23 protein-coding genes are annotated in these 25,978 nt (G+C 68.7%); 11 read left to right on the top strand and 12 right to left on the bottom strand.

The window, feature by feature from the left end; translation table 11 throughout:
• Nucleotides 1-60 precede the first annotated feature (60 nt).
• Complete coding sequence (locus AC3WQY_RS06070; RefSeq protein ID WP_492706674.1) at nucleotides 61-786, top strand: hypothetical protein; 726 nt, start codon at nucleotides 61-63, stop codon at nucleotides 784-786.
• Nucleotides 787-807: 21 nt separating this feature from the next.
• Here AC3WQY_RS06070 and AC3WQY_RS06065 read toward each other — a convergent pair whose 3' ends face one another.
• From AC3WQY_RS06065 to AC3WQY_RS06040, 6 genes are all read right to left on the bottom strand, one after another.
• Nucleotides 808-1,134, bottom strand: coding sequence for a c-type cytochrome (locus AC3WQY_RS06065; protein ID WP_285233840.1), 327 nt, complete (start codon nucleotides 1,132-1,134; stop codon nucleotides 808-810).
• 102 nt (nucleotides 1,135-1,236) lie between these two features.
• The gene (locus AC3WQY_RS06060; protein ID WP_492706671.1) at nucleotides 1,237-2,553 is read right to left on the bottom strand and encodes a S8 family peptidase; all 1,317 of its coding nucleotides are present in this window, start codon (nucleotides 2,551-2,553) and stop codon (nucleotides 1,237-1,239) included.
• Nucleotides 2,550-3,251: an anti-sigma factor family protein gene (locus tag AC3WQY_RS06055; protein ID WP_492706669.1), complete on the bottom strand. Its 702-nt coding sequence runs from the start codon at nucleotides 3,249-3,251 to the stop codon at nucleotides 2,550-2,552. The genes AC3WQY_RS06060 and AC3WQY_RS06055 overlap by 4 nt, the downstream gene beginning before the upstream one ends.
• A 10-nt stretch (nucleotides 3,252-3,261) precedes the next feature.
• Entirely contained in the window at nucleotides 3,262-3,876 is a 615-nt protein-coding gene (locus tag AC3WQY_RS06050) for an RNA polymerase sigma factor (protein WP_492706667.1), read from the bottom strand.
• Between the two features lie 59 nt (nucleotides 3,877-3,935).
• Entirely contained in the window at nucleotides 3,936-4,664 is a 729-nt protein-coding gene (locus tag AC3WQY_RS06045; RefSeq protein WP_492706665.1) for a TorF family putative porin, read from the bottom strand.
• Between the two features lie 37 nt (nucleotides 4,665-4,701).
• Nucleotides 4,702-6,759 (bottom strand): TIGR03118 family protein, encoded by a 2,058-nt coding sequence (locus tag AC3WQY_RS06040; RefSeq protein WP_492706663.1) that lies wholly within the window; start codon nucleotides 6,757-6,759, stop codon nucleotides 4,702-4,704.
• Nucleotides 6,760-6,906: 147 nt separating this feature from the next.
• On the opposite strand from AC3WQY_RS06040, the gene AC3WQY_RS06035 reads away from it, so the two are divergent.
• On the top strand, nucleotides 6,907-7,353 hold the full coding sequence (locus AC3WQY_RS06035) for a hypothetical protein (protein WP_492706661.1): 447 nt from the start codon (nucleotides 6,907-6,909) through the stop codon (nucleotides 7,351-7,353).
• A gap of 5 nt (nucleotides 7,354-7,358) precedes the next feature.
• Complete coding sequence (locus AC3WQY_RS06030; protein ID WP_492706659.1) at nucleotides 7,359-8,447, top strand: hypothetical protein; 1,089 nt, start codon at nucleotides 7,359-7,361, stop codon at nucleotides 8,445-8,447.
• Between the two features lie 16 nt (nucleotides 8,448-8,463).
• On the opposite strand, the gene AC3WQY_RS06025 is transcribed toward AC3WQY_RS06030, so the two are convergent.
• The 3 genes from AC3WQY_RS06025 to AC3WQY_RS06015 are packed head-to-tail and all read right to left on the bottom strand — an operon-like array spanning nucleotide 8,464 to nucleotide 11,374.
• A complete protein-coding gene (locus AC3WQY_RS06025) occupies nucleotides 8,464-9,744 on the bottom strand; it encodes a TRAP transporter large permease (protein ID WP_492706657.1) in 1,281 nt (426 codons plus the stop codon).
• A gap of 15 nt (nucleotides 9,745-9,759) precedes the next feature.
• Nucleotides 9,760-10,311, bottom strand: coding sequence for a TRAP transporter small permease (locus AC3WQY_RS06020; protein ID WP_492706655.1), 552 nt, complete (start codon nucleotides 10,309-10,311; stop codon nucleotides 9,760-9,762).
• 34 nt (nucleotides 10,312-10,345) lie between these two features.
• The gene (locus AC3WQY_RS06015; protein ID WP_492706653.1) at nucleotides 10,346-11,374 is read right to left on the bottom strand and encodes a TRAP transporter substrate-binding protein; all 1,029 of its coding nucleotides are present in this window, start codon (nucleotides 11,372-11,374) and stop codon (nucleotides 10,346-10,348) included.
• 149 nt (nucleotides 11,375-11,523) lie between these two features.
• Between AC3WQY_RS06015 and AC3WQY_RS06010 the strand changes: the two genes are divergently transcribed.
• The 6 genes from AC3WQY_RS06010 to AC3WQY_RS05985 all read left to right on the top strand — a co-directional run bounded on the left by AC3WQY_RS06010 (nucleotide 11,524) and on the right by AC3WQY_RS05985 (nucleotide 18,580).
• Nucleotides 11,524-13,512 carry a sensor histidine kinase gene (locus tag AC3WQY_RS06010; protein ID WP_492706651.1) on the top strand — a complete coding sequence of 663 codons (1,989 nt, stop codon included), beginning with the start codon at nucleotides 11,524-11,526 and terminating at the stop codon, nucleotides 13,510-13,512.
• Complete coding sequence (locus AC3WQY_RS06005; protein ID WP_492706649.1) at nucleotides 13,502-14,113, top strand: response regulator transcription factor; 612 nt, start codon at nucleotides 13,502-13,504, stop codon at nucleotides 14,111-14,113. The genes AC3WQY_RS06010 and AC3WQY_RS06005 overlap by 11 nt, the downstream gene beginning before the upstream one ends.
• A 496-nt stretch (nucleotides 14,114-14,609) precedes the next feature.
• Nucleotides 14,610-15,287 (top strand): hypothetical protein, encoded by a 678-nt coding sequence (locus AC3WQY_RS06000; protein WP_492706647.1) that lies wholly within the window; start codon nucleotides 14,610-14,612, stop codon nucleotides 15,285-15,287.
• Nucleotides 15,288-15,357: 70 nt separating this feature from the next.
• Complete coding sequence (locus AC3WQY_RS05995) at nucleotides 15,358-15,678, top strand: hypothetical protein (protein WP_492706646.1); 321 nt, start codon at nucleotides 15,358-15,360, stop codon at nucleotides 15,676-15,678.
• Nucleotides 15,679-15,765: 87 nt separating this feature from the next.
• Complete coding sequence (locus tag AC3WQY_RS05990; protein WP_492706644.1) at nucleotides 15,766-16,326, top strand: hypothetical protein; 561 nt, start codon at nucleotides 15,766-15,768, stop codon at nucleotides 16,324-16,326.
• A gap of 445 nt (nucleotides 16,327-16,771) precedes the next feature.
• Nucleotides 16,772-18,580 (top strand): tetratricopeptide repeat protein, encoded by a 1,809-nt coding sequence (locus AC3WQY_RS05985; protein ID WP_492706642.1) that lies wholly within the window; start codon nucleotides 16,772-16,774, stop codon nucleotides 18,578-18,580.
• Here AC3WQY_RS05985 and AC3WQY_RS05980 read toward each other — a convergent pair.
• Nucleotides 18,577-20,625, bottom strand: coding sequence for a serine hydrolase domain-containing protein (locus tag AC3WQY_RS05980; protein WP_492706640.1), 2,049 nt, complete (start codon nucleotides 20,623-20,625; stop codon nucleotides 18,577-18,579). The two genes, AC3WQY_RS05985 and AC3WQY_RS05980, sit on opposite strands and share 4 nt — an antisense overlap.
• A gap of 188 nt (nucleotides 20,626-20,813) precedes the next feature.
• On the opposite strand from AC3WQY_RS05980, the gene icmF reads away from it, so the two are divergent.
• The gene (icmF, locus tag AC3WQY_RS05975) at nucleotides 20,814-24,104 is read left to right on the top strand and encodes a fused isobutyryl-CoA mutase/GTPase IcmF (RefSeq protein WP_492706638.1); all 3,291 of its coding nucleotides are present in this window, start codon (nucleotides 20,814-20,816) and stop codon (nucleotides 24,102-24,104) included.
• A gap of 29 nt (nucleotides 24,105-24,133) precedes the next feature.
• Here the strand turns inward: icmF and AC3WQY_RS05970 are convergent, their stop codons facing one another.
• Nucleotides 24,134-25,069, bottom strand: a complete 936-nt coding sequence (locus AC3WQY_RS05970) for a VTT domain-containing protein (protein WP_492706636.1) — start codon at nucleotides 25,067-25,069, stop codon at nucleotides 24,134-24,136.
• A 99-nt stretch (nucleotides 25,070-25,168) separates the two neighbouring features.
• On the opposite strand from AC3WQY_RS05970, the gene AC3WQY_RS05965 reads away from it, so the two are divergent.
• Complete coding sequence (locus tag AC3WQY_RS05965; RefSeq protein WP_285233860.1) at nucleotides 25,169-25,543, top strand: rhodanese-like domain-containing protein; 375 nt, start codon at nucleotides 25,169-25,171, stop codon at nucleotides 25,541-25,543.
• Between the two features lie 15 nt (nucleotides 25,544-25,558).
• Here AC3WQY_RS05965 and AC3WQY_RS05960 read toward each other — a convergent pair.
• A partial coding sequence (locus AC3WQY_RS05960) for a rhodanese-like domain-containing protein (protein ID WP_492706634.1) occupies nucleotides 25,559-25,978 on the bottom strand: 420 nt, incomplete at its 5' end.

Here is a 25,978-nt window from a genome sequence, read left to right as displayed (position 1 = left end):
CCATGCCGCGCTGCCGGACAATCGGCCTCCTTCCCTGCTCCCGACGACGAACTCCGCACCATGAAACCGCGTTCCCTGGCCCTGGTCGCCCTGTGCTTGCTGCTGGCCCTCGGCGCCGCCGGCCTGTTCTGGCTGCGCGGCAATCTCGACCGCCTGGTGCGCGACGCCATCGTCGGCTATGGCAGCCAGATGACGCAGGCGCCGGTGCGGCTGGGCGCCGTCAAGCTCAGCGCCGGCGACGGCCTGGGGGTGTTGCGAGAACTCAGCATCGGCAACCCGGCCGGCTTCAAGACCGCCCATGCGCTGCGCGTCGAGCAGATCGCGATTGCCGTGGACCTGGCCTCGCTGACCCGCGAGGTGGTGCTGATACGGCAGATCGAGCTGATCGCCCCCGACCTGATCTACGAGAAGGCCGACGGCCGCACCAACTTCGATGCGCTGCAGGCGAATATCGCGCAGCAGCTGGGCGCAGGCGGCGGCGCGCCCGCCAGGGATGGCAAGCCAGGCAAACGCTTCATCGTCGAGAGCTTTGCGCTGCGCAAGGCGCGCGCCCAGGTGAGCGCCGGCTTCCTGCAGGGCAACACCGTCTCCATCGCCCTGCCCGACATCAGCCTGCACGACATCGGCAAGGCCCAGGGCGGGCTGACGGCCGACGAACTGGGCCAGGTGATCGCCCAGGCCATCAATCGGCAGCTGCGCGCCTCCATCAGCTTCGACAAGCTGCTGAAGTCCACCGAGTCGGGGCTGGAGAGCGTGGGCCGGGCGGTGAAAGGCCTGTTCAAGTAAGGCCGCTTCTCACCCACTCACTCACTGCTTGAGGATCCACTTCGCGATCTGCCGCGCCTCGGCCTCGCTCACCAGGGGGCGCTCGCTCTGGTCGGGCATGGTGGCCTTGTTCCAGTGCGGCCCGCCGGTGGCGGCGCTGCCCTTGCGTATGGTGGCCACCATCGCCACCTCGGCATTGCCCTTGCCCTTCCAGAACTTGGCGATCTTCTGGAACGAGGGCGCGGCGCCGTCCTCCTTGAGGGCATGGCAGCCCATGCACTGCTTGTCCTGCACGAGCTTCTCGTTGGCCATGACCGCGCCGGGCAGAACCAGCAGCATGAGGGCCGCGAAACGCAGAGATGTCTTCATAGCAAACCTCCGTTCACCCAGGGTCTATCTAGACCTTAGGCGTCTGCCAACCTTCAGCATTGCGGGAGATCAAGGCATGGCGGGCGGCAGCGCCGCCGCGCTTCAGTGCCCGCCGGCGACGGCGGCGTCGAGCTCGGGGCAGTGCCCCTGGGCGCCCTGGGCGAGCAGGCTGCGCAGCGCCGCGCAGGCATGCACCGGCCGCCGCCCCGCGGCGGTGGCGGCGGGCATGGACTGGCGCAGCAGGCGCTCGAGCTCGGGTGCGGCCAGGCCGGGTCGGCGCGCCAGCAGCAGGGCGGCAATACCGCTGACCTGGGCGGCCGCGATCGAGCTGCCCGAGATCGCGTCGTAATGGCCGCCCGGCGCGAGCGTGAAGACATCGACGCCCGGCGCATACAGCACGCCCGGCGCCGGATCGCGCCCATGCTCGAGCGCGTCGATCGCGATGACGCCGGCAATGCCGGTCGGGAAGCCCTCGCGCCGGCCGCTGGGCGGCACCGCGCCGACAAACACGGTGCCATGCTGCAGGCCGCGCTCGACGATGCGCCGCAGCAGCGCGTCGTCCGGCCCGCCGAGGCTGAGATTGACGATATCGGCCTTGGCATGCAGCGCGGCGATCAGGGCCTGCGCCAGCGTGAAGCTGTTGCACTGCCCCTGGCCGGCGCCGTTGACCCAGCAGCCGCGCAGACTCAGCAGCCGGGCGTCGGGGGCAATGCCGGCAATGCCGATGCCGTTGTTGGGCTGCGCCGCGATCACGCCGGCCACCGCCGTGCCATGCACCTCGGCGGGCGCGCGCCCATCGGCCACCAGATCGGCGGCGACCAGCCGGCGGCCCAGGTCGGGATGGGCCAGGTCCACCCCGGTGTCGACCACCGCGATGCGCACGCCCTCGCCGCGCGACCAGCGCTGCGCGGCGGCCACCCCCATGTCCTGCAGATTGCGCTGCAGGGCGGCATAGGGGTCGTTGTAGTCCGCGCCACGCAGCGCATGGCCGGCCAGGGGCTGGGCGGACTCCACGCGCGCATCGCGCTGCAGCGCGGCCAGCACCTGCTCGCGCTGCGCGCCCGCGGGAATTTCGTACACCAGGCAATGCAGGCCCAGCAGCTCGATCGGCCAGGCCGCCACCTCGCGCAAGCCATGGCTGCCGGCAATGCCGCGCGCCAGCGCGAGCGCGCTGCTGCTGGCCCGGTAGGCGCCGGCACCCGCATAGCCGCGCGGGGTGGAGCCGGCATAGCCCTGCGGGCTGAGCGCCAGGTTGTGCACGGTGACGACCACATAACGCTCCGGCTGCGCCAGCACCGCCTCGCCCAGCGGCACGGCCTCCGGCATCGGCATCGGCATCGGTAGCTGTGGCGCCGGGCGCAGCGCAGCGCATGCCGCCAGCAGCAGGGCCAGCAGGGCCGGCAGCAGGCGCGCACTCATCGCGGCGCCGCGGCCAGCGGCTCGGCAAAGCGCACGCGCGGGTCGGCACGCAGGCGCGCCAGCACCGCGGCCAGCGCCTCGGGCGTGGACGGGCTGCCGCGCAGCGCCAGGGTGAACAGACCGGCCTCGGAGGGCCCCGCTACCGCCACCAGCTGATGCGCCTGCAGCAGGCCCTGCAATTCCGCCAGGCTGAGGCTGGGCGCGAACAGCACGCGCAGGCGCGCCTCGCCGGCCGGCTGCGAGCTCAGTGTCAGGTAGCGCGGCGCGGCCTCCAGCGCCGCCATATCGGGCCGCCAGAGCGTCAGGCCCAGCAAGAGGCTCAGGGCCAGCGCCTGCACCAGCACCGCGGCGCTCAGCCAGGCCACCAGGCCACGCGGCCGGCGCAGCGCCGCCAGGCCGGCCAGCCAGGGCCTGGCGGGCGCCGGCGCGCGGGCGGGATGCACGGCTTTGGCCTCGGCATCGATGCGCTGCATCAGCTTGCGCAGGCCCGCCTGCGGCGCGTACTCCAGCTGCACCGGCGCGCGCATCAGGCCGCGCAGCTGCTGCTGTGCGCGCAGCTCCTGGCGGCAGGCCGGGCATTGCTCCAGATGGGCCGCCAGCTGCCGGGCCTGGCCCTCCGGCAGCGTGCCATTCACATGCCAGGGCAGCAGTTGCGCCAGCTCGCTCCTGCAGGTGGCGGTTTCGCGGGCTTGCTTCATCGCGATATCCTCATTTCTGCCCCGACAGATCCGGCAGCAATTGGCGCAGCTTGCGGCGCGCGTGAAACATGCGCGTCTTCACCGTGTTGACCGGGCAGTCGGTGATGACGGCAATCTCTTCGCAGCTGTGGCCCAGGTAATAGGTCAGCTCCAGCACCAGGCGCTGCTCCAGGGGCAGGGTGGCGAGCGCGCGGTCCAGCAGCTCGCGGCGCTCGAACTCGCTGGCCGGGTCCTCCTGTTCGATCGGCTCGTCCAGCGCCGTCGCATGCGGGCGCACGCTGGCATGGCGCATGGTCTTGAGGGCGCGCCGATAGGCGATGCCGACGATCCAGGTGGAGACGCGCGACGCCGCGCGGAACTCGCCGGCGCTCTGCCAGACGATCCAGAGCGTGTCGTTGATGATTTCCTCGGCCAGCTCGTAGCGCAGGGTCACGCGCGTCAGAAAGCGCGCCAGCCGGCGGTGATAGCGGGTGTAGAGCTCCTCGAGCGCGCTGCGCTCGCCGGCCGCCACGCGCCGCAGCAAGGCCAGGTCATGGGCGTCGTCCGCCCCCAGGCCGCCGGGCTCCGGCAACAGGCCTTTGGGTTCACCCAGCACATGCACGCTCCGACCTCCTTGCTCCGCCATCTCATCAGCAACGCCCGCCATGAGTACCCGCCAGGCGCGCCACGGTTCAATCGCCCGCCTCAAAATTTCCAGGCGGCGCTGAGCGCCCAGCGCCCCTGGGCGGCATTCACGCCGAACAAGCGGCGCGCCGCCGCGCTGCTGTCGATGCGCGCCAGGCTCAGCTCGGCGCGCCCGAACTGGGCGGCCAGGCCCAGATCCCAGGCGCGGTAGGACTCGCCCAGCAGCGCCCTGGTGTCGTAATGGCCCAGCGAGGCGGTCAGCGCCAGCGGGCCGGCCGGCGTCCAGCCCAGCGGCTGCCGCGCCACCAGCTCGTAGGCGCGCGTCGCCTGGCGCTGGACCAGGCCGTAGTCGGCGCGGCGCCCGGCGTTCGGCGCCAGGCCCACACTCAGGCTCAGGCGGTCCTCGAAGCGCAGGCTGGCCGAGAGCTCGTCGGCGTCCGGCCGGCCATAGACCGACGCGTCGGCATAGCGGTAATGCACATAGCGCAGCGCCGCGGCCCAGCCGCGCGGCAGCGTCAGGCCCAGGCCGGCGTAGAGATTGAGCTCATGGTTGCTGAGGTTGGACGGCGCGCGCGTCGCGGCCGAGGCCCAGAGGCCGGCGAACCAGCCCCCGGGCAGGCCGGCATGCAGATCGGCCTGCAGGGTGGGCCGGCCGCGCGCCTGCAGCACGCCACGAAACACGCTCTCGTTGGTGAGCAGCAGCGAACCACCCAGCAAGGGCTGCGCGACAGCCGGCACGGCGGCCAGTGCCAGCAGCCCCACCCCCAGCGCAGAACTCCCTACGGCCATGCAGCGCCCCAAAAGCATCGGGTCCGATTATGGGCGCTCAGTTATTGGGCGCACCGGCCGCGATCCAGGCCTTGATCTGCTCGATCGTCGCGGCGTCCAGATAGGGGCCGCCGAAGGGCATGCGCGCGCCGCTGATGCCGGGCCCGCCCTCCAGCTTGCGTATCAGGTAGCTGTTGGCGGCGTCGCCGGGCTTGACGCGCTTCAGGCTCGGCTGCTCCAGGCTGTCCACGTTCACCAGCGCCGCGAAGCTGCTGCCGGCGCTCAGGTTCTGCGAGCCGGGCAAGGCACCGCCGGCCGGCTGCGAACCGTCGTGACAGCCGGAACACCGCGCCGTGAACACCTGTTGCTGGAGCTGCGTCAGGGTCGGCGCCGCCGGCGCGTGGTTGGCCACCGTCACGTTCACCGCGGCCGAGCTGCCCACCGCGTTGTTGACATTGGTGGCGGTGGCGGTGATGGCGGCGCTGCCATCGGCGATCAGGGTGGTGTCCCAGCTGATCGTGTAGGGCGAGCTGGTGGCCACGCCCAGCGATTGGCTGCCATTGGCGAAGAACTCCACCTTGCTGATGCGCAGCGCATCCTGCACCGTGGCACTGAGCGTCACCGTGCCGGCGAGGCTGCCGGTGGGCACCGTCAGGCTCACCACCGGCGGCACATTGAGCACCGGCGGCGTGGCGCCCAGGTCGATGCGGCCATAGGCGCCGCCGCTCTCGTCGTTCACGCCGGCGGCATAGAACAGCGTGTTGTGCGGCTGGTTGCTGGCATCGTTGCCGAACGTGAGGCCCCACAGCCCGGGCAGGGCAAAGGCCACGCCCGCGGCGTCGCCCAGGGTGCCGACGAAGGTGCCGCTGGCGGGGTCGTAGGCATGGATGCGGCCATCACCGAAATTGCCCACCAGCAGGGCGTTGCTGAGCGTGCCGAAGTCGGCCGGCGCCAGCGCCATGCCCCAGGGCGAATTGAGCGCGCCGCCGACGTCGACCAGGCGCCTGACGAACACGCCATTGGCATCGAACACATTCACCAGGCCGAGGCCGGCACCGTTGACGTTGTCGATGCTGCCGGCCGCGCCCTGCCTGGCATAGCTGACATAGAGCTGGGTGCTGCCGCCGGCGCCGTTCTTGATCGCCTGGATGCCGAAGGGCGCATAGCCCGCGGGCAGATTGGCGTCGCTGAAGGCAAAGCGGCCCGCGCTGGGCGCCTGCTTCTGGTAGCTGGCGTCGAACACATCGATCTTGGCCTTGGCGAAATCGGCGGCGTAGAGGTAGTTGGCGCTGCCGTTGCTGGCGATCGCGAGGCCCTTGTAGACCGCGCCGCCGGTGTCGGCAAACATGGTCAGCGCATGCGTGCCGTCCACGCTCGCGGCCCAGCCGGCGATCATGCCGCCCTCGCCCGCGAAGATGAAGGCGGCCGGCGCCGACTTGCCGGCGGCCGCGACGACGAAGTCCGCGCTGCCGTTGAAGACCATGCCGGTGGGGCTGAAGGCGGCCCCACCGGCACTGGGCGCCAGCGCCACCACGCGCGGCGTCGCCACCGGTTGGGCCTTGCCATTGCCGTCGTAAATGGTCGAGCTGGCGGTGGCGGCATTCGCCACCCACATCGGCGAGGTGGGCCCCAGCGCCAGGCCCCAGGGGTTGACGAGGTGGCTGTCGACGGACTGCGCGTTGCCGCCCGCCGCATTCGCCACCAGCAGGGTGTTCGAATAGGCGCTGTGCGCGCTCACCGTGAGGGTGGCCGACTGCGTGCTGCTGCCGGTGTAGGCGGCGCCCGCGCACATCAGCGTGTAGACGACGGCGCCGACGCTGCTGGGCGTGACCGCCTGGCTGCCGCTGGCCGGCTCCGTGCCCGACCAGCCGCCACTGGCGGTGCAGGAGGTGCCGTCGCTGGACTTCCATGTGAGCTGTGCGCTTTGCCCCAGCACGATGCTGCCGGGCTGCACCGCCAACGTCAGCGTGGGCGGGGGTGGCGGCGGCGGTGGGGGCGGCATGCTGCTGTCGCCGCCGCCTCCTCCTCCGCAAGCGGCGAGGCCGCAGGCCAGCAGCAGGCCGAGTACTTGCCAGGGCCGCGGCCGGATGAGTGAGCCATGCATGTTCAGGTTCATCGCTGAGCTCCTGCCGATGATGTTTGGTGCGGTAAGTGCCGCCAGCCGCCTGCGGGGTTCATTGCGGCAACAAAAACATTTGCGCGCGCACTGAACCCCGGGGCCGCCGCGCTGGCACTTACCGCCAATCACGCCGAGGAGCTGCCCATGCCAAGAGGATCCCTGCCGCTGGCCACGATGCTGGCGACCCTGCTGGCGGCATGCGGCGGCAGCGGCGAAGGGCTGGACGCCAACGGCCGCCCGCTCGCGCCCGGCGGCGGCAGCGGCGCGCCGCTGAGCGCCGACTTCGGCGCCATCCAGCAGCATGTGTTCACGCCCATCTGCAGCGTCTGCCATGCCGGTGGCGCGGCACCGCAGGGCCTGCGCCTGGACGCCGCCAACAGCTACGCCATGCTGGTGGGCGTGGCCAGCACCGAGTCTCCCGGGGTGTTGCGGGTGGCGCCCGGCGACCCCGATCACAGCTATCTGATCCAGAAGCTGGAGGGCCATGCCGCGGTGGGTGCGCGCATGCCGCTGGGTGGGCCCTATCTCGATGCCGACACCATGGCGCCGCTGCGGCAATGGATCGCAAACGGTGCCCAACGGGGAACATGATGACGATGAAGCGCATCCTGCTGCGGGCGCTGGCCCTGCTCGCCCTGCTGGCCCTGGCGGCACTGCAGGGGCCGGCCCGCGCCGAACCCTATCTGGCGCTGCGGCAGGGCTGGACCTGCAGCGCCTGCCATGTCAACGCCACCGGCGGCGGGCTGCGCAACGCGCTGGGCAATGCCTTCGCCCAGAAGATGCTCGCCGCCCATGAACTGCCGGACAGCTGGCCCGACTGGAGCGGCAGCATCGGCACGCGCCTGCGGATGGGCGCCGATCTGCGCGACAGCTGGTCGCGCATCAGCGTGCCGGGGCAGGCCAGCCAGAGCCGCCAGGGCCTCGATCAGTTGCGTCTCTATGCCGACCTGCTGTTGCTACCCGACTGGCTGAGCGTCTCTCTGGACGAGCAGCTGGCGCCGGGCGCCGCGCAGCGGCAGGAAGCCTATCTGCGGCTCAGCCATGCGGGCGCCTATCTGAAGGCCGGGCAGTTCTACCTGCCGCTGGGCTGGCGCCTGCAGGACGCCAGCAGCCTGGTGCGCGAGGTCAGCGGCATCGGCATGACGACGCCCGACAAGGGCGTCGAGCTGGGGCTGGAGCGGCCGGGCTGGTCGGCCCAGCTGGCCTATAGCAAGGGGCCGGGCAACGCCGGCACGGACGCGGGCCATCAATGGACCGGCCAGCTGGTCTGGCTGGGCAGCGAGGGCCGCATCGGCCTGGGCGGCGTGCGGCTCAGCTCGGCGGCCGGCGCCCGCAGCGTGCTGGCCGGCTTCGGCGGCTGGCGGCTCGGCCCGCTGGTGCTGCTGGGCGAGCTGGACCTGATCGCCGACGACGGCTACCCGGAGGGCCGGCGCCGCCTGATGGCCGGCCTGGCCGAGCTCAACTGGGGCTGGCGCCGCGGCCACAACCTGAAGTTCAGCGCCGAGAGCTACGACCCCGACCGCCACGTGCGCGAGGACCAGAAGGCCCGCTTCAGCCTGGTGTACGAGTACACGCCCCTGCCCTTCCTGCAGCTGCGCGGCGGGCTGCGCCGCTACCAGGGCATCCCGCAGAACGCGCTGGACCACCGGAGGCTGATCTTCCTGGAACTGCACGCCTTCATGTGAGGGCGTGCGAGCCGGCTCACTTCATCAGCAGGTGCGGCAGCCACAGCGAGATGCTGGGCACATAGGTCACCACGCCGAGGAAGATCAGCATGGTGAGCAGCCAGGGCCAGACCGCCACGGTCAGCTCGCTGATGCCCATCTTGGTGATGCCCGAGGCCACGTAGAGGTTCAGGCCCACCGGCGGATGGCACATGCCCACTTCCATGTTCACCACGATCAGGATGCCGAAGTGGATCGGGTCGATGCCCAGCTTGATGGCCACCGGGAACAGGATGGGCGCCAGGATCAGGATGATGGACGAGGGCTCCATCACATTGCCGGCCAGCAGCAGCAGGATGTTGACCACCAGCAGGAAGGCCACCGGCCCGAAGCCCTGGTTGATCATCCAGTCGGCCATGGCCTGGGGCACGCCCTCGCTGGTCATCAGGAAGCTGAACAGCACCGCGTTGGTGATGATGTAGAGCAGCATCGCGCTCATGCTGGCCGAGTCCAGCAGCACCTTTGGCAGGCGCTTGAGGTCCAAGTCCTTGTAGATGAAGACCGCCACCACGAAGGCGTAGACGGCGGCCATGGCGGCGGCCTCGGTGGGCGTGAAGATGCCGCTGTAGATGCCGCCCATCACGACCACGATCAGCATCAGGCCCCAGACGCTTTCGCGGAAGGCGGTCCAGCGCTCGCCCCAGCTGGCCTTGGGCAGGCGCGGGTAGTTGTTCTTGCGGGCGATGCGCCAGGTGGTGAAGCCCAGCGCCGCGGCCAGCATCAGGCCCGGCACCACGCCGGCGATGAACATCGCGCCCACCGAGGTGTTGGTGGAGACCGAGTACATCACCATCGCGATCGAGGGCGGGATCAGGATGCCCAGCGAGCCCGAGGTGGTGAGGATGCCGGCGCCGAACTTGTTGGGAAAGCCCTGCTTGACCATCGCCGGCAGGATCACCGAGCCGATCGCCACCACGGTGGCGGGCGAGGAGCCCGACACCGCGGCAAACAGCGCGCAGGCCATCACGCCCGCCAGGCCCAGGCCGCCATGCCAGTGGCCGATCATGGATGAGGCGAAACGGATCATGCGCCGCGCCACCCCGCCGTGGGTGAGGAAGTTGCCGGCCAGGATGAAGAAGGGGATCGCCATGATCTCGAACTTCTCGATGCCGGTGAAGAGCTTCAGCGCCACCGACTGCACGGGCACGTCGGTCATGGTGAAGAGGAAGGTCAGCACGGTCAGGCCCAGCGAGATGCTGATGGGCATGCCCGTCAGCATCAGCACGATGAGCAAGACGAAGATGATGGAGGCATTCATGTTCTGGGTCTCCGCTCAGACGGGGCCGGCGTCTTCAAGGCCGTCCACATGGCTGTGGTCGTGGTGCGGCAGCTCGCCGGTCCGCAGAAAGCTCCAGGCCACCTGCAGGAAGCGATAGCACATCAGCGACGAACCCAGCGGCACGCACAGATAGACCCACCACATCGGGATCTCGAGGTCGGCCGAGGTCTGGTCGGTCTCGGACATATGCCAGACGAAGTTGCCGCCCAGCGTGGCCACCGTGCCGGTGAAGAGCGCGCCCGCCAGCAGGCCCACCACCACCAGGGCGCGGTAGGGCTTGCCGCTGAGCTTGCGCAGCACCACGTCCACGCCCACATGGATGCCGGTGCGCACGCCATAGGCGGCGCCGAACTTGGCCATCCACACGAACATGAAGATGCAAAGCTCCTGGGCCCAGCTCATATTGATCTGCACCGTGTAGTCCTGGATCACCGGAATGCCGGAGGCATAGCGGTGCACCACGGCGGCAAAGATCACCAGCGTGGCCGCGCCAATGAGGAAGGCGATCAGCCATTCCTCCAGGTGGTTGAGGATGCGATTGAGCATGATGCGGGGCTCCGTCTGCGCGGGCTGATGGTGATTACTTGGGTGCCGTGAAGCCGGTGGCCTTGTAGACCGCCTCGATGGTGGCCTTGCCGACGCGCGACTCCATCTCCTTGTGCACCGGCATCAGCGCCTTCTTCCACTCGTTCAGCTCGGCCGCAGACGGCAGATAGATGGTGGACTTGCCGCTGTTCTTGATGGCAGTCAGGGCCGAGGCGTTCTCGGTGCTGGCAATCGCGTTGGCATAGGTGCTGGCTTCCTTCATCGCGCCTTCCAGCTGGCCGCGGATGTCGGCCGGCAGGCCCTCCCAGAACTTCTTGTTGACGATCACCGCATAGGCCAGGTGGCCGTGGTTGGAGAGGGTGATGTGCTTCTGCACCTCGTAGATGCGCTGGGTGTAGAAGTTGGAGGCCACGCCCTCGGTGCCGTCCACCACGCCCGACTGCAGCGCCTGGTAGAGCTCACTGAAGGCCATCACCTGCGGGATCGCGCCGAGTGCGCGCATCTGCGCGTCCAGCACCTTGCTGGACTGGATGCGCATCTTCATGCCCTTGAAGTCGGCCACCGCATGCAGGGGCTTGTTGGCGCTCATGATGTGGAAGCCGTTGTCCCAGTAGGCCAGGCCCTTGATGCCCTTGGGCTCCAGCTTCTTGAACAGCTCGGCGCCCACCGGCCCGTCGGTGACGGCACGGAAGGCCTCGGTGTCCTTGAACACGAAGGGCAGGTCGAAGACCTCGAACTCCTTCACGCCCAGCGGGCCGAACTTGGCCAGCGAGGGCGCCAGCATCTGCACCGAGCCGAGCTGCAGGGCCTCGAGCTCTTCCTTGTCCTTGTAGAGCTGGCTGTTGGGATACAGCTCCACCTTGACCTTGCCGCCGGTGCGCTGCTCGGCCAGCTCCTTGAAGCGCTGCGCGCCCTTGCCCTTGGGCGTGTCGGGCGCCACCACATGGCTGAACTTGATCACGATGGGGGCCTGGGCCAACGCCGCCAGCGGCAGGGCCAGGGCGGCGCCCAACAGCAAACGGCGGGAAATGCAGCGGGTCAGGGCGGTGAAGCGTGGTGTCATGGCAGTCTCCTGGTGGATGGTCGGCAGGCTGATGCGCAAGCCGCTTTGGGGCGATTGTGCGAAGCCGGCTCCGCGCCGGGTAGTTGTGGAGTTCCACATTTGTGCATCGGCGCCGCGTTCTGGGGCGCCGCCGTCCGTAGACTGCGGCCATGCTTGCCACCCCCCCCTCGGCCGCCCCGCCCTCGCGCCTGCGCCGCGCCTGGCGGGCCTCGCTCTGGGCGCTGCCGCTGGCGCTCTCGCTGCTGTTCGTGGCCGGCGTGCTGGCCTGGGTGCGCGCCAACGACGCCGAGGAGCTCGAGCAGCAACGCCTCACCCTGATCTCCGACGCGCTCAGCGCCGAGGCCCAGCTGCGCGCGCGCCTGGACGCCGAGCTCCAACAGGTGCATCTGCTGGCCGCCGCGCTGCAGGCGGTGCAGCCCGGCAGCGAGGCGCTGGCGGCGCGCCCCGAGGTCAACGCCGGCCTGCGCCGGCTGTGGCTCTCGGCCACCTGGCTGGACGGCCGCAACCGCGTGCTGGCCCAGGTGCCGCAGTCCGGCGCCGAGCGGCCGACGATGGCCGAGGATGGCCTCTCGCTGCACCTGGTGGCACCGGTGGGCGCGCGCGGCGAGGGCGGCACCCTGGTGGTGCGCTACGCCCCCTCGCTGCTGCTCAAGCGCGGCATCCCATGGTGGCTGGCACGCAAATACGATGTACAGATGGTGGACAGCGCCGACCAGGTGATCGCCTCCAGCGCCGAGGGCCCGGGCCGCATGGCGCAGGGGCCGCGGCTCAGCTACCGCGTCGCCTTCGTCGGCCCCCTGCGCGCCGGCCCGCTGACCGAGGCCGCGCTCAGCGACGCCGCCCTGGAACTGACGCTGCGCGAGCCCGGCAGCATCACGCTGAAGCCTTTGGCCTGGGTGCTGATCGCCGGCTTCCTGCCCCTGATCGCGGTGGCCAGTTGGCTGCTGCGTCGGCAGGTGCGGCAGGTGCGGCACGCCGAAGCGGCCTGGCGCACCGAGGCGGCCTGGCGCCGCGCGATGGAAGACTCGGCCCTGGTGGCGCTGCGCGCGCGCGATGCGCAAGGCAAGCTGCTGTACGTGAACCGCACCTTCTGCGACATGGTGGGGCTGCGCGCCGACGAACTGGTGGGGTTGTCACCGCCCATGCCCTACTGGCCGCCCGACACCCTCGACGAGGTGATGCAGCGCAACCAGCGCAACCTGGCCGGCCACGCGCCGCGCGAGGGCTACGAGGCGCGCTGGCGCCACCGCGACGGCCATCTGCTGGACGTGATGGTGTTCGAGTCGCCGCTGGTGGATGCCGCGGGCCGGCAGGTCGGCTGGATGGGCTCCATCGTCGACATCACCGCGCGCAAGCGCCTGGAGGAACGCGAGCGGCGCCAGGTCGAGACGCTGGCGCACAACGCCCGCCTCACCATGCTGGGCGAGGTGGCCTCGACCCTGGCCCATGAGCTGAACCAGCCGCTCACCGCGATCGCCAGCTACAACGCCGGCATCATCAACTCGCTCGCCAAGCTGGGCGTGGACGATGGCCTGGTGCTGGGCGCGCTGCAGCGCCTGGGCCAGCAGGCCGCCCAGGCCGGGCGGGTGGTGCAGCGCATCCGCGAGTTCCTCACCCGGCGCGAGCCCCAGCATGAGGAATGCGCGCTCAACGATGTCATCACGGCCGCGGTGGAGCTGCTGCGCAAGGAGCTGCAGCGCGGCCAGATCCAGCTGAGCCTGCAGCTGGCCGATCCCCTGCCCGCGGTGCTGGCCGATGCGGTGCTGGTGGAGCAGGTGGTGATCAACCTGGTGCGCAATGCCGCCGACGCCCTGCAGGCGCAGCCGCTTGATGCGCAGCAGCGGCCGCGCCGCATCGAGATCCACAGCCGCCTGATCGCCGGCGAGGCGCTCAGCTTCGTGCGCGTGGACGTGCTGGACAACGGCCCCGGCCTCGGCGGCCTGGGCGTGGAGACGCTGTGCGCGGCCTTCTACTCGACCAAGCGCGAGGGCATGGGCATGGGCCTGGCGATCTGCCGCTCCATCATCGAGGCCCACCATGGCGTGCTGGATGCCGGCGAGGCGCCCGGCGGCGGCGCGCGTTTTTCCTTCAGCCTGCCTCTGCATGCCGAGGCCGCGGAGCTCTCTCATGACGACTGAAGCCAAGGTCTATCTGGTTGACGACGATGCCGATGTGCGCGATGCGCTGAGCTTTCTGCTGCGCTCGCGCGGCCTGCAGGTGCAGGCCTATGACAGCGGGCCGGCGCTGCTGGCGCAGCTGGATGCGGGCCTGCGACCGCAGGGCGTGTTCCTGCTCGATGTGCGCATGGAGCCGATGGCCGGCACGCGCCTGCACGACGAGCTGCTGCTGCGCGGCCTGCGCAACCCGGTGCTCTTCCTCACCGGCCATGGCGACATTCCCATGGTGGTGGACGCGCTCAAGAAGGGCGCCTTCGATTTCCTCGAGAAGCCCTACAGCGACAACGCCCTGGCCGACCGCATCGAGCAGGCGCTGGCGGTGGACGCGGCGATGCGCGCCGACGGCGCCCAGGCCGCCGAGCGCCAGGCGCGCCTGGCCAGCCTGACCGAGCGCGAGCACGAGGTGATGGCGCGCGTGGCCGCCGGCAAGCTCAACAAGGTGATCGCCGACGAGCTGCACGTCTCGGTGCGCACGATCGAGGTGCACCGCGCCCGCGTCTTCGCCAAGCTGGGCGTGCGCTCGGCGGCCGAGGTGGCGACGCTGCTGGCGCAGGGGGGGTAGCGGCCCACCCCCTACCGGCTGCGCCGGCGCCATCGAGGGGGCGTTGCCCGGACTCAAACAGTTCTGAGGACTGTTTGAGCCTGGCAACGGCCAAGGCCTCTGGCCTTGGCACGCCCGTAGGACCGGCGGAGCCGGATCCTCGGGCGTCCCTGGATGAGCAGCCTGCGCTGCCGTGGCGGCAGCGCCGGAGCCAGAACGAGCGCTTCCCTCCGTGGGGCGATAGACGTGCCAGACATGCACACCTCCAATCCATGCCATTCGCCATAACGGCTCCGGCACGCGCATACCCTTAGGCCGCAATTGGCCTGAGCGGCGAAACTTACAAGGTGTCGGATTTGGCAACTTGATAATGCTGTGCGAATTAACAGTCGAACACCAAGAAATCAAGGACTGGCGTGCCCTGCAGCGCGGCCACACGTCCGACGCTAGGGAGACAGCTGCCGGTGTTATCCAGCAGAACTGCGCCCTACAACCAAGTTAGGCCCCTGAAACCTCTATGCACCAGAGCTTCCTGTGGCCGAATCGTGAACTGGCACTGGCCCATCTATCCACGCAGCATCCGTCACGCCTCCGAGTGGTTTCGCAGGCCTTCGAACAGATCGATGGTTGCTTGGGCGCGTTTGAACGCCAATCAGCGGGAGATCCGTTTGCTGCGGCCTGTGGTATTTCTCTTGTCAAGGGTAAGAACTTCGCGGTCTGCTCCCTCGGATTGATTACCGATGGGTATGGTCAAGAGAGTGGTGTTCTGCTCCGACTCTTGGTCGAGCACATAGAGCTCTTGAACTATCTTGAGAAGTTTCCTGACGAGGCGGGGCGAGCCCTGGAGAACAAGCTCCCCGCCGCAGGTGCGCGCGCGATGCGAATCAACGGCAGCTTCAAGTTTCTTCGTGACTTTCTTAATGAGAATTCCTCGCACGGTAGCTTCTCAGACCACTCCGTGGGTCATGTGCGAAACCTCGATGGCTCGATCAATAGGCGTCCCCACTTTGGAGCAACGACCTTCGACGCGAATTTCAGGCTCACGGCCGTGTTCACAATCTTCCTGCTGCGGTCTGCGGTCGAGTGCCTTAGACCGGTTGATAGGGAGGCATTCGATGACCACGCAAAGTTGTTCGATAAGTTGCTTGGGAGGGCTCGCGATGTATTCAACATTTCCGCGAATGAAGAGGCCTAACCAGTCGCTCGAGCTGACTCTCGTCGGCAGGCCGCCGCTCGCGGCTCAGCTTCAACGTTAGGCCTTTTGGATGATTGCGATTGACGTTCAGGTGGTCTTCTACTCGTTCAAAGACGAAGACGCATTCTTTGAGTGGGTGCAGCGAATCCCGTGTATCGAAAAATTCGATCCAGTCACTCTATTTGTCCGCTCGAAGGTCATATCAGCCGAGAATCTTCGAGAGCTGGCCGCGCTGCTCTTCCGCTACGACGCTGACATGTCCCAGCTGCAGCAATTTTGCAATTCGAAGAACGAGCACTGGTTCAAGGTGCCTCGCATGTATTGGTACAAGAGAGTCTTTGGTGGAGCTGAGAATGCCGGTAGTCGCAAGCTTGCATCGCGAAAGGCCTAACCAGTCGCTCAAGCCGACTCGCGTTGGAAAGCCGCCGCTCGCGGAGCAGCTTCAACGTTAGGCATCGTTGCTGGCTATGTCGGAGTCATGAAAACGAAAACCAAACAGTTCGTCCAGCACTTGTCGCATGAGATCGAGGATGAGGAACGCGCAGAGTCGTACCTAGACGAGTCTCTTCCGCTAATTGGCCTGGTCGTCATGTACTTCAATGCCGTGGAGAAGTCGCTCGACTCCTTCATCTGCGAGATCGTTTCAGATCGGACCGATGCTCCTGGCCTCATCGTGATCCAAAAGCTTATGTTCAGTGCCAAGCTGGACCTGTTCAAACGCTTCTCCGATGACTTCCACCTGTGCTTTGAAGATCAGCCTAAGTTCTTCCTCGAGCTAGTTCATGAACTCGGTGAAATCGCAAGATTGAGAAATCTCGTCGTGCACGCGGATTGGAGCAGTACCGACGAAGAGGGCTACACGTTCGTGCGGCTAAAGGGGTCCAAAGAGGGAATGCTGCAAGAGTATGTGCAGTTCTCAGTTGACTCCCTCGAAAAGCTCATTGAAAGAATCATTGCAGCGAACCATCTCCTTTCTGACTACTGGGTATGGCGCTCCGAATGCCTTTCAAACCACCGAAGGCGCGAAAACGGCGTCTAGCCAGTTACAGGGACTTCCCGCCACGACAACACCGTCGCATTGGAGTTTCCTCATCAAGACCTGACCCTTGCCAAGGGCCGTCGTGCACGCCGGTGTATTGAATAACTGAACAGAGAACAGACTGCCGCTCTACAGACGGCCTTGTTACATGCCCGTGCGCATGCGGACCCAGAGACGAGCCGCTCAGCGGTTCTCCATTCCGATCACGTGGACTTGGGCCCAAGGGTACGAGCCAAGCCGATGGCTTGGCCCTTCGTCAGCCATGAACAGTCCGCCGGACTGTTCATGGCCGGACTCAGCCCGCTGACGGTCTGACCTGTCAGGGCATCTGCTGCTGCACGCGTCCGCGGTAGCGCTCCTCGAAGCTAAGCGCTATGGACTTGCGCCCGCAGGACGCGCAACATCGCTCACTCGGCCTTCATTCAAGCGCCGATGGGAGACGACGATGGATGCAGCGGCACGCCCCACCTATCTGAAGTTCACCGCACTGAGCTTCGCGCTGGCGAGCCTGTTCGGCTCGGCCGAACTGGCAGCAGGCAGCGGTGCCTACGATCCGCTGCTCTCCGACCCTGGCAATCTGCTCTGCACGCCGGCGGTGGCCGGACGCCCGCCGCTGCTTCAACAGCTCGTGCTGGCGCAGGCCGGGACGAAGAGCGAGACCAAGCCCTTCAAGCCGCAGCCGATGCAGGCGGCCAGCGGCGAGGTGCCGCTCTACGACAACCTGGGCACGCTATCCCTCAAGGTGGGCACGCGCGACGCGAAGGCGCAGGCCTATTTCGACCAGGGCATGCGCTGGGCCTTCGCCTTCAACCATGCCGAGGCGCAGCGCGCCTTCCAGGCGGCGCAAAAGGCCGACCCCAAGCTCGCGATGGCCTGGTGGGGCGAGGCGCTGGTGCTCGGGCCCAACATCAACGCGCCGATGATGCCCGAGGCGGTGGCGCCGGCCCTGGCCGCGCTTGCCAGGGCGGTCGAGCTGGCCCCCGGCGCGCCGCCGAAGGACCGTGCCTTGATCGCGGCGCTGCAGCAGCGCTACTCGCCCGACCCGAAGGCCGAGCGCGCCGCGCTCGATGCCGCCTTCGCCGAGGCGATGAAGGCGGTGGCCGCGCAGTACCCGGCCGACGACACCCTCCTCACGCTCTATGCCGAGGCCATCATGGACACCCAGCCCTGGGACTACTGGGAGGCGGCGGGTGCCAAGCCCAAGGGCCGCGCGGGCGAACTGCTCGCGGTGCTGGAGAAGGTGCTCGCGCGCAACCCCAGGCACGCGGGCGCGATCCATCTCTACATCCACGCGGTCGAGGCCTCGACCAGGCCCGAGCGCGCGCTGCCGCATGCGCGCCGGCTGGCCGCCTTGATGCCGGGTGCGGGTCATGTGGTGCACATGCCGGCCCACATCTACTACCGCGTCGGCCTTTACAAGGAATCGCTGGAGATCAACAAGCGCGCCATGGCCGTGGACGAGCAGTACTTCCGCAGCTCACCGTCGGACCCGATGTACCGCTCGGCCTACTACCCGCACAACATCCACTTCGTGCTGGTCTCGGCGCAGATGGGAGGTGACGGCCCGACCGCGATCGAAGCGGCGGCCAAGCTCGATGCGTCGCTGTCCGACGCGGTGATCGCGCAGTTCGCGGTGCTGGAACCCATCAAGGCCGCGCCCTACCTGGCGCACGCGCTCTTCAGCGCGCCCGAGGTAATCCTCGCCCTGAAGCTGCCGCCGAAGGAGCAGCTGCTGGTGGCCGCGCTGGCGCATTACGCGCGCGCGCTCGCGCTCGCGGCGAAGCAGGACATGGGCGGCGCCCAGCGCGAGATCGACGCCATCGCCGCGCTGGAGCAGCGGGCCGACTTCAAGCCCTACGCCGACTGGGGCGTGCCGGGCAAGGAGATCGTGCAGACCGCGCGCCTGGTTGCGAGCGCGCGCCTCGCGGATGCGCGCGGCGACCTCCCCGGGGCCGCCAAGGCCTATGAGGAGGCGGTCGCGATCGAAGACGCGCTCGCCTATATGGAGCCGCCCTACTGGTACTACCCGATCCGCCAGTCGCTGGGCTCGGTCTATCTGCGCCAGGGCAAGCTCGACGCCGCCGAGCAGGCGCTGCGCGACTCGCTGGCCCGCGTGCGCAGCAATGGCTGGGCGCTGGCCGGGCTTGCGGAGGTCTACAAGCGCAAGGGCGACGCGAAGGCCGAGTCCCTGGCGCGCCAGGGCTTTGCGCGCGCCTGGCTCGGCGGCGCGCCGCCCGACGTTGCCCGGCTCTAGGGCTTGGCCGCCGCCATCCTTTTGCCCGCGGCGGCCTCTACAAAGCGGTACTCATGCTGCGCATCGCGCAGGATCAGCGCGCGCGGGCCCTTGCCATCGCCCCGCACGAACTCGATGCCGCCGATGCCGGGATCGATGGTGACGAAGGACTGGGTGCCGTCCTCGGCCTTGCGCAGGGCCACCTCGCTCTTCCAGTGGTCGAACTGGAAGAACACCTGGCCGCGCTGCTGGCTGACCTTGATGCTGCCCAGCGCCGGGCTGGCATAACGCGCCGCCAGCGTGGCCGCGACGGCCTTGGGCACCGGCATGGTGAGCAACTCGCGATTCTTGGCCGCCTCGGCCTTGCGGTTCTCGGCCGCCAGGCGAAGGCGCTCGTCGGCCTCGGGCTTGCCCTCGAACACCAGCTCGAGCAGCTTGCGCAGGAAGGGACCGCGCAGCAGCACGCCGGAGTCCGAGTTGGTGAGGATGGTGCCGCCGATGCCGAACTCGGGCAGCCAGAACATATTGCTGTGGAAGCCCAGCATGTCGCCGCCATGGCTCACCACGGTGACGCCATCCTGCTTGTTGATGAACAGGCCCATGCCGTAGACGTTGTCCTCGCCCACCATGATCTGCGGCTGGTAGCGCGCCAGCAGATTCTGCTCGGATACCAGCTGCTGGCCCTCGGGGCTGCGGCCACGGCCCAGTTCCATCAGCACATAGCGGCTGAAGTCGTGCGGGCTGGTCCACACCGCGCCGGCCGGGCGCGCCGGCACGATGGTGTAGTTGAGGTCCATGCGCGCCGGCTGGGTGCGGCCCTGCAGGTCGTCGCCATGCGGCTCGGCGTGGTTGCCGCCCAGCGCCTTGGCGTAATCGAAGGTGGTGTTCAGCATGCCCAGGGGCTTGAAGAGGCGCTCGGCCATCAGCCGGTCGTAGGCGGCGCCCACCTCCTGGCCGGGCGCCAGCGCCGCCGCGGCGATATAGCCGCCCGCCGCCACCATCAGATTGCTGTACTGGAACACCTCGCCGAACTGGCTGGTGGGCTTCATCACGCTGAGCTGCTCGAAGCTGGTGGTCGGCGCGGCGCGGCCGTCGCCGAACAGCCATTCCAGGTCCTGGCGCGGCAGGCCGGTGCAGGCGCACACCAGATGCTTGATCAGCACCTGCTTGGTCACCTCCGCGTCGCCCAGCCTGAAGCCCGGGTAGGCCTGGGCGGCGGGCTGATCCCAGCGCAGCTTGCCGGCATCCACCGCCTGGGCCAGCAGGGCGGTGGTCATGGCCTTGGTGTTGGAGGCCGCCATGAAGAGGGTGTGGGCGTCCACCGGCGTGGGCTTGCCGAGCTGGCGCACACCCAGGCCGCCCTCGAACACCACCTTGCTGCCATCGATCAGGCTGAAGCCCACGCCCGGGATGTCGAGCTGCTGCATGCCCTTGGCGACGAAGGCCTGCAGCGCGGCAATGCGCTCGGCATCCAGGGGCTTGGGCTTGCGGCCGGCAAAGCTCTCGCGCTCATAGCCCTTGGGGCGCAGGCTGGTGAGCATCTTGCCGATCGGGGCGCCGCGCTTTTCCAGCGTGGCGTCGGCGGCCTCCAGGGTCACCACCACCCAGGCCGTGCCGGCGCGGCGCGCGATCGCCTGCACCGACAGGCGCTCGTTGGGCGAGGTCTCGTAGTCAAACACGCGCTGCTCCTCCCAGCCACTGCGCGGCGGGCGCGGCGTGGCCAGGCGCAGCGTGCGCTTGAAGCCGGGATGGGCCAGGGCCCAGGCCTGGGCCACCGCCTCCTCGGCGCTGTTGGCCTGCGGCACATCGATGATGGCCAGCTGGGCGTCGCCCTCGGGCGCGGTGAGGCGCAGCAGGGCACCCTCGCGGCCGAGCGCGAAGCCATCCGCCGGCGTGAAGGTATGGCCGGCCGAGGTGGTTTGCACGGCCGCGGCCGCCGCGGCGGCGGCGGGGGCCTCGGCGGCCTGCGCGGCGCCCAGCGGCGCCAGCGACAACAACAGGGCCAGGCCGGCGGCGGCCAGCTGGTTCAGGGGCTTGGGGGCGTTCAATCGGGCATCGGGTCGCATGGCTTCTCCTCAGGTGCGGCGCATGCTAGGTGGGCCCCCAAAGCCCGCCTATAGGTCATAGCCCTTGCCCCGGGCTGACGTGATCGCGCCAATTGACGTTTACGTAAACGTCAATCAGCCTCTAGAATCCGCCTACCTTTGCTGATAGAACCGGGCATTGCCGCTGCTTTGCCCGCTGGAGACACGCCATGACCGATTTGTCCGCCGAGTACAAGGCCCTCGCCGACTACCGCCCCACTCACAAGGTTCGTTTCGTGACGGCGGCCAGCCTGTTCGATGGCCATGACGCGGCGATCAACATCATGCGGCGCATCCTCCAGGGCATGGGCGCCGAGGTCATCCACCTGGGCCACAACCGCTCGGTGGACGAGGTCGTCACCGCCGCGCTGCAGGAAGACGCGCAGGGCATCGCCATCAGCTCCTACCAGGGCGGCCATGTCGAGTACTTCAAGTACATGGTGGAGCTGCTGAAGGCGCGCGGCGGCGAGCATATCCAGGTCTATGGCGGCGGCGGCGGCGTGATCGTGCCGGCCGAGATCCGCGATCTGGCCGAGCATGGCGTGCGCATCTTCAGCCCCGAGGACGGCCAGCGCATGGGCCTGGCCGGCATGATCGGCGAGATGGTGATGCGCTGCGACCAGGATCTCTCGGTGCACGCGCCCAAGCAACTGGAAGCCATCCAGGGCCATGACGAAGCCGCCTGGCGCGCGCTGGCCCAGCTCATCACCGCGCTGGAGAACGGCAAGGCCGAGGCCGGCCTGGTGGCCGCGCTGCAGGCCGCCAGCAAGGACATCAAGACCCCCGTGCTGGGCATCACCGGCACCGGCGGCGCCGGCAAGTCCAGCCTCACCGACGAGCTGATCCGCCGCCTGCGCCTGGACCAGGGCGACGCGCTGCGCGTGGCGCTGATCTCGATCGACCCCTCGCGCCGCAAGAGCGGTGGCGCGCTGCTTGGCGACCGCATCCGCATGAATGCGATCGGCCCCTGGAAGAACGGCCAGCGCGTCTTCATGCGCAGCCTGGCCACGCGCGACTTCGGCAGCGAGATCTCCAAGGCCCTGCCGGACGTGATCGCCGCGGCCAAGCTGGCGGGCTTCGACCTCATCGTGGTGGAGACCTCGGGCATCGGCCAGGGCGACGCCGCCATCGTGCCGCATGTGGACGTGCCCATGTATGTGATGACGCCCGAGTTCGGCGCCGCCAGCCAGCTCGAGAAGATCGACATGCTGGACTTCGCCGAGTTCGTGGCCATCAACAAGTTCGACCGCAAGGGTGCGCCCGATGCGCTGCGCGACGTGGCCAAGCAGGTGCAGCGCAACAAGGAGGCCTGGGGCAAGAAGCCGGATGAGATGCCGGTGTTCGGCACCATGGCCAGCCGCTTCAACGACGACGGCGTGACCGCGCTCTACCAGGCGCTCAAGGGCCGCCTGGCCGAGCTGGGCCTGCAGTTTGGCGAGGCCCGCCTGCCGCTGGTGCACACCCGCCACAGCACCAACCAGACCCCCATCGTGCCGGGCGCGCGCGTGCGCTACCTGGCCGAGATCTCCGATGCGGTGCGCGGCTACAAGAAGCGCGCGCGCCAGCAGGCGACGCTGGCGCGCGAGATCCAGCAGCTCTGGGGCAGCTCGCGCATGCTGCTGCAAGCCAACCCCGACAAGCACCGCGCCCGCGACGCGCTGAACGAGCTGGCGCAGGAACGCGAGGGCCAGCTCGACCCCGCGGCGCGCAAGCTGCTGGCCCAGTGGCCCGACATGCAGAAGGCCTATGCCGGCGACGAGTACGTGGTGAAGATCCGCGACAAGGAGATCCGCACCAGCCTGATCTCCACCAGCCTGTCCGGCACCAAGATCCGCAAGGTGGTGCTGCCGCATTACGAGGACCATGGCGAGCTGCTGAAGTGGCTGCTGCTGGAGAACGTGCCCGGCAGCTTCCCCTACACCGCCGGCGTGTTCGCCTTCAAGCGCGAGGGCGAGGACCCCACACGCATGTTCGCCGGCGAGGGCGATGCCTTCCGCACCAACCGCCGCTTCAAGCTGGTGAGCGAGGGCATGGAGGCCAAGCGCCTCTCCACCGCCTTCGACTCGGTGACCCTGTATGGCAACGACCCCGATCCGCGCCCGGACATCTACGGCAAGGTGGGCAACTCCGGCGTCAGCATCGCGACCCTGGACGACATGAAGGTGCTGTACGACGGCTTCGACCTCTGCAGCCCCAGCACCTCGGTGTCGATGACCATCAACGGGCCCGCGCCCTCGATCCTGGCGATGTTCATGAACACCGCGATCGACCAGAACCTCGCCAAGTTCAAGGCCGACAACGGCCGCGAGCCCACCGCCGACGAGGCCGCCAAGATCAAGGACTGGGTGCTGGCGAATGTGCGCGGCACCGTGCAGGCCGACATCCTGAAGGAAGACCAGGGCCAGAACACCTGCATCTTCTCCACCGAGTTCAGCCTCAAGGTGATGGGCGACATCGCCGAGTACTTCGTGCACCACAACGTGCGCAACTTCTACTCGGTCTCGATCAGCGGTTATCACATCGCCGAAGCGGGCGCAAACCCGATCAGCCAGCTGGCGCTGACGCTCTCCAACGGCTTCACCTTTGTGGAAGCCTATCTGGCGCGCGGCATGCACATCGACGACTTCGCGCCCAACCTCAGCTTCTTCTTCAGCAACGGCATGGACCCCGAGTACACCGTGCTGGGCCGCGTGGCGCGCCGCATCTGGGCGGTGGCGATGCGCGACCGCTATGGCGCCAACGAGCGCAGCCAGAAGCTCAAGTACCACATCCAGACCTCGGGCCGCTCGCTGCACGCGCAGGAGATCCAGTTCAACGACATCCGCACCACGCTGCAGGCGCTGATCGCGGTGTACGACAACTGCAACTCGCTGCACACCAACGCCTTCGACGAGGCCATCACCACGCCGACCGAAGAAAGCGTGCGCCGCGCCATGGCGATCCAGCTCATCATCAACCGCGAGTGGGGCCTGGCCAAGAACGAGAACCCCTCACAGGGCGCCTTCATCATCGACGAGCTCACCGAGCTGGTGGAAGAGGCGGTGCTGGCCGAGTTCGAGAAGATCGCCGAGCGCGGCGGCGTGCTGGGTGCGATGGAGACCGGCTTCCAGCGCAGCAAGATCCAGGAAGAGAGCATGCATTACGAGATGCTCAAGCACACCGGCGAGTACCCCATCATCGGCGTCAACACCTTCCGCAACCCGCATGGCGACACCGTGCCCGAGACCATCGAGCTGGCGCGCTCCACCGACGACGAGAAGCAGAGCCAGCTGCAGCGCCTGCACGACTTCCATGAGCGCCATGCCGGCGCCAGCGCCGCGATGCTGCAGCGCCTGCAGCAGGCCGTGATCGCGAACCAGAACGTGTTCGAGGTGCTGATGGACGCGGTGCGCGTCTGCTCGCTGGGCCAGATCACCTCGGCGCTGTTCGAGGTGGGCGGGCAGTACCGCCGCAGCATGTAAGCAGGCCGCGAGGCAGGGGGCTCGCGGACTCAGCCGCCTTCGAGCGCCTGCCCGTCGCGGACCCAGGCCTCGATGCCGCCTCGCAGCACGCGCGCCCGACGGCCTTGCTGGCGCAGCCAGACGGCGGCGCGCACGGCCGAGGCGTCCTGAGGGCAGGCGCAGTAGGTAAAGAACTCGGCCGTCGCCGGCCATTGGGCCAGGTCGGTTTGCTGCAGCCGGCCCAGATCGAGCGGGCGCGCGCCCGGGATGCGACCGGGCGCCGGCATGCCGGGCAAGCTGGCACGCACGTCCAGCACCACGATGTCGGGCCCTTGCGCCAGCAGGGCCGCCAGCGCGGCCGCGTCGATGCGCTCGAAGCGCAGCAGCTCGCGCCGGTTGCGCCAGCGCCGCCAGAGCCGCCAGGCCAGGTAGGCCAGCAGCAGGGCCAAGACGCCCCAGAGCGCGGCGCTGCCGAGCTCGCCGAGCCCGGCCAGGAGGCGCTCGATCTGGCGGCTGAAAAGCCAGCCCACGCCGATGCCCGTGGCCGACCACAGCAGGGAACCGGCCAGATTGAAAAGCATGAAGCTGCGCAAGGGCATGCCGAGGGCGCCGGCCAGCGGCGGCGCCAGCACCGACAGCCCCGGCACGAACTTGGCGATCAGCAGCGTGCGCGCGCCGCGCCGCGCAAAGCTCGCCTCGTTCTGGCGCACGCAACTGTCGGGCGAGATCGAGATACGGCAGAGCGTCGACAGCACGCGCCGCCCGAGCCGGCGCCCGGCATAAAACCACAGCGTGTTGGCCAGCATCGCCGCCAGCGTGGCCAGCAGCAGGGACTGCAGCGCAAAACCGGCATTCGCCACCGCCTGCGCGCCGGCCAGCATGAGCAGGGGCGTGGACGGCAAGGGCGCGCCGATCTGTTCGAGAAAGACCCCGATAGCGACGGCCAGCAGGCCATGCTGCGACAACAAAGCGGCGAGTTCCTGCATGACGGGAGTCAGGATAGCAGCGCCGCACCGAAGGCCCTGCGACTCGCGGTCGGAGCGAAATTGGCGTAAAACGGAACCGTCGCCACGAAGGAGGCCGCCATGAACTGGAACACCGGACTGCTACCCATCGAAGCGCAGATGGACATCCCGCCGGAGGGGCCGGGCGAACGCCCCGCGGAGCCGCCCAGCGCCCTGCCCGAGCAGGCCCTGCTGATCGACGTGCGCTCCTATGCCGAGTACATGCAAGGCCATCTGCCGGGCGCGCATTGTCTGCCGCTGCCCAAGCTCGACGTCATGATCCACGAGCTGGCGCCGGACCCGCAGACGCCGCTGATCGTCTACTGCGCCAGCGGCGCCCGCGCCGAGCTGGCGCTGGGCCAGCTGCGGCGCCTGGGCTACCGCCAGGCCCACTACGGCGGAGCGGCGATGGCCCTGGCCAAACAGCTGCGGCTGCCGCTGAGCGCGGGCATGTAGGCTCGCGCGCCGCGCTCAGGCACAGCCACACTCGAGCAGCTGCGCGTCCCGCATCGAGCCGGGCGCGCTGCCGGTGGCCAGCGGGTGGCCGTCGCGGCGCCAGAAGTCCAGGCCGCCCAGCATCTCCTTGACCGAAAAACCCAGGGCGGCGAGCTTGTAGGCGCCCTTGGTCGAGCCGTTGCAACCGATGCCGTCGCAATAGGTCACATAGGTCTTGGTGCGGTCCAGGCCCGCGGTGGAGGCGGCGTCCATCCGGCGATGCGGCAGGCTCAGCGCGCCCGGCACATGGCCGGCGGCATACAGGGCCTCGGCACGCGTGTCGATCACCACGATGTCGGCCAGGCCGGCGCGCAGATCCTCGGCCACGTCCCAGGCATCGGCGTGGTATTGCAGCTTGGCCAGCATGAAGGCGGTGCTCTCGGCGGGGCTGGGGGC

The sequence above is a fragment of the Roseateles sp. FW301-B2 genome, assembly GCF_058788955.1.
Note: the sequence above shows the minus strand (reverse complement) of the source record. Positions and strands in the feature narration are given on the sequence as shown.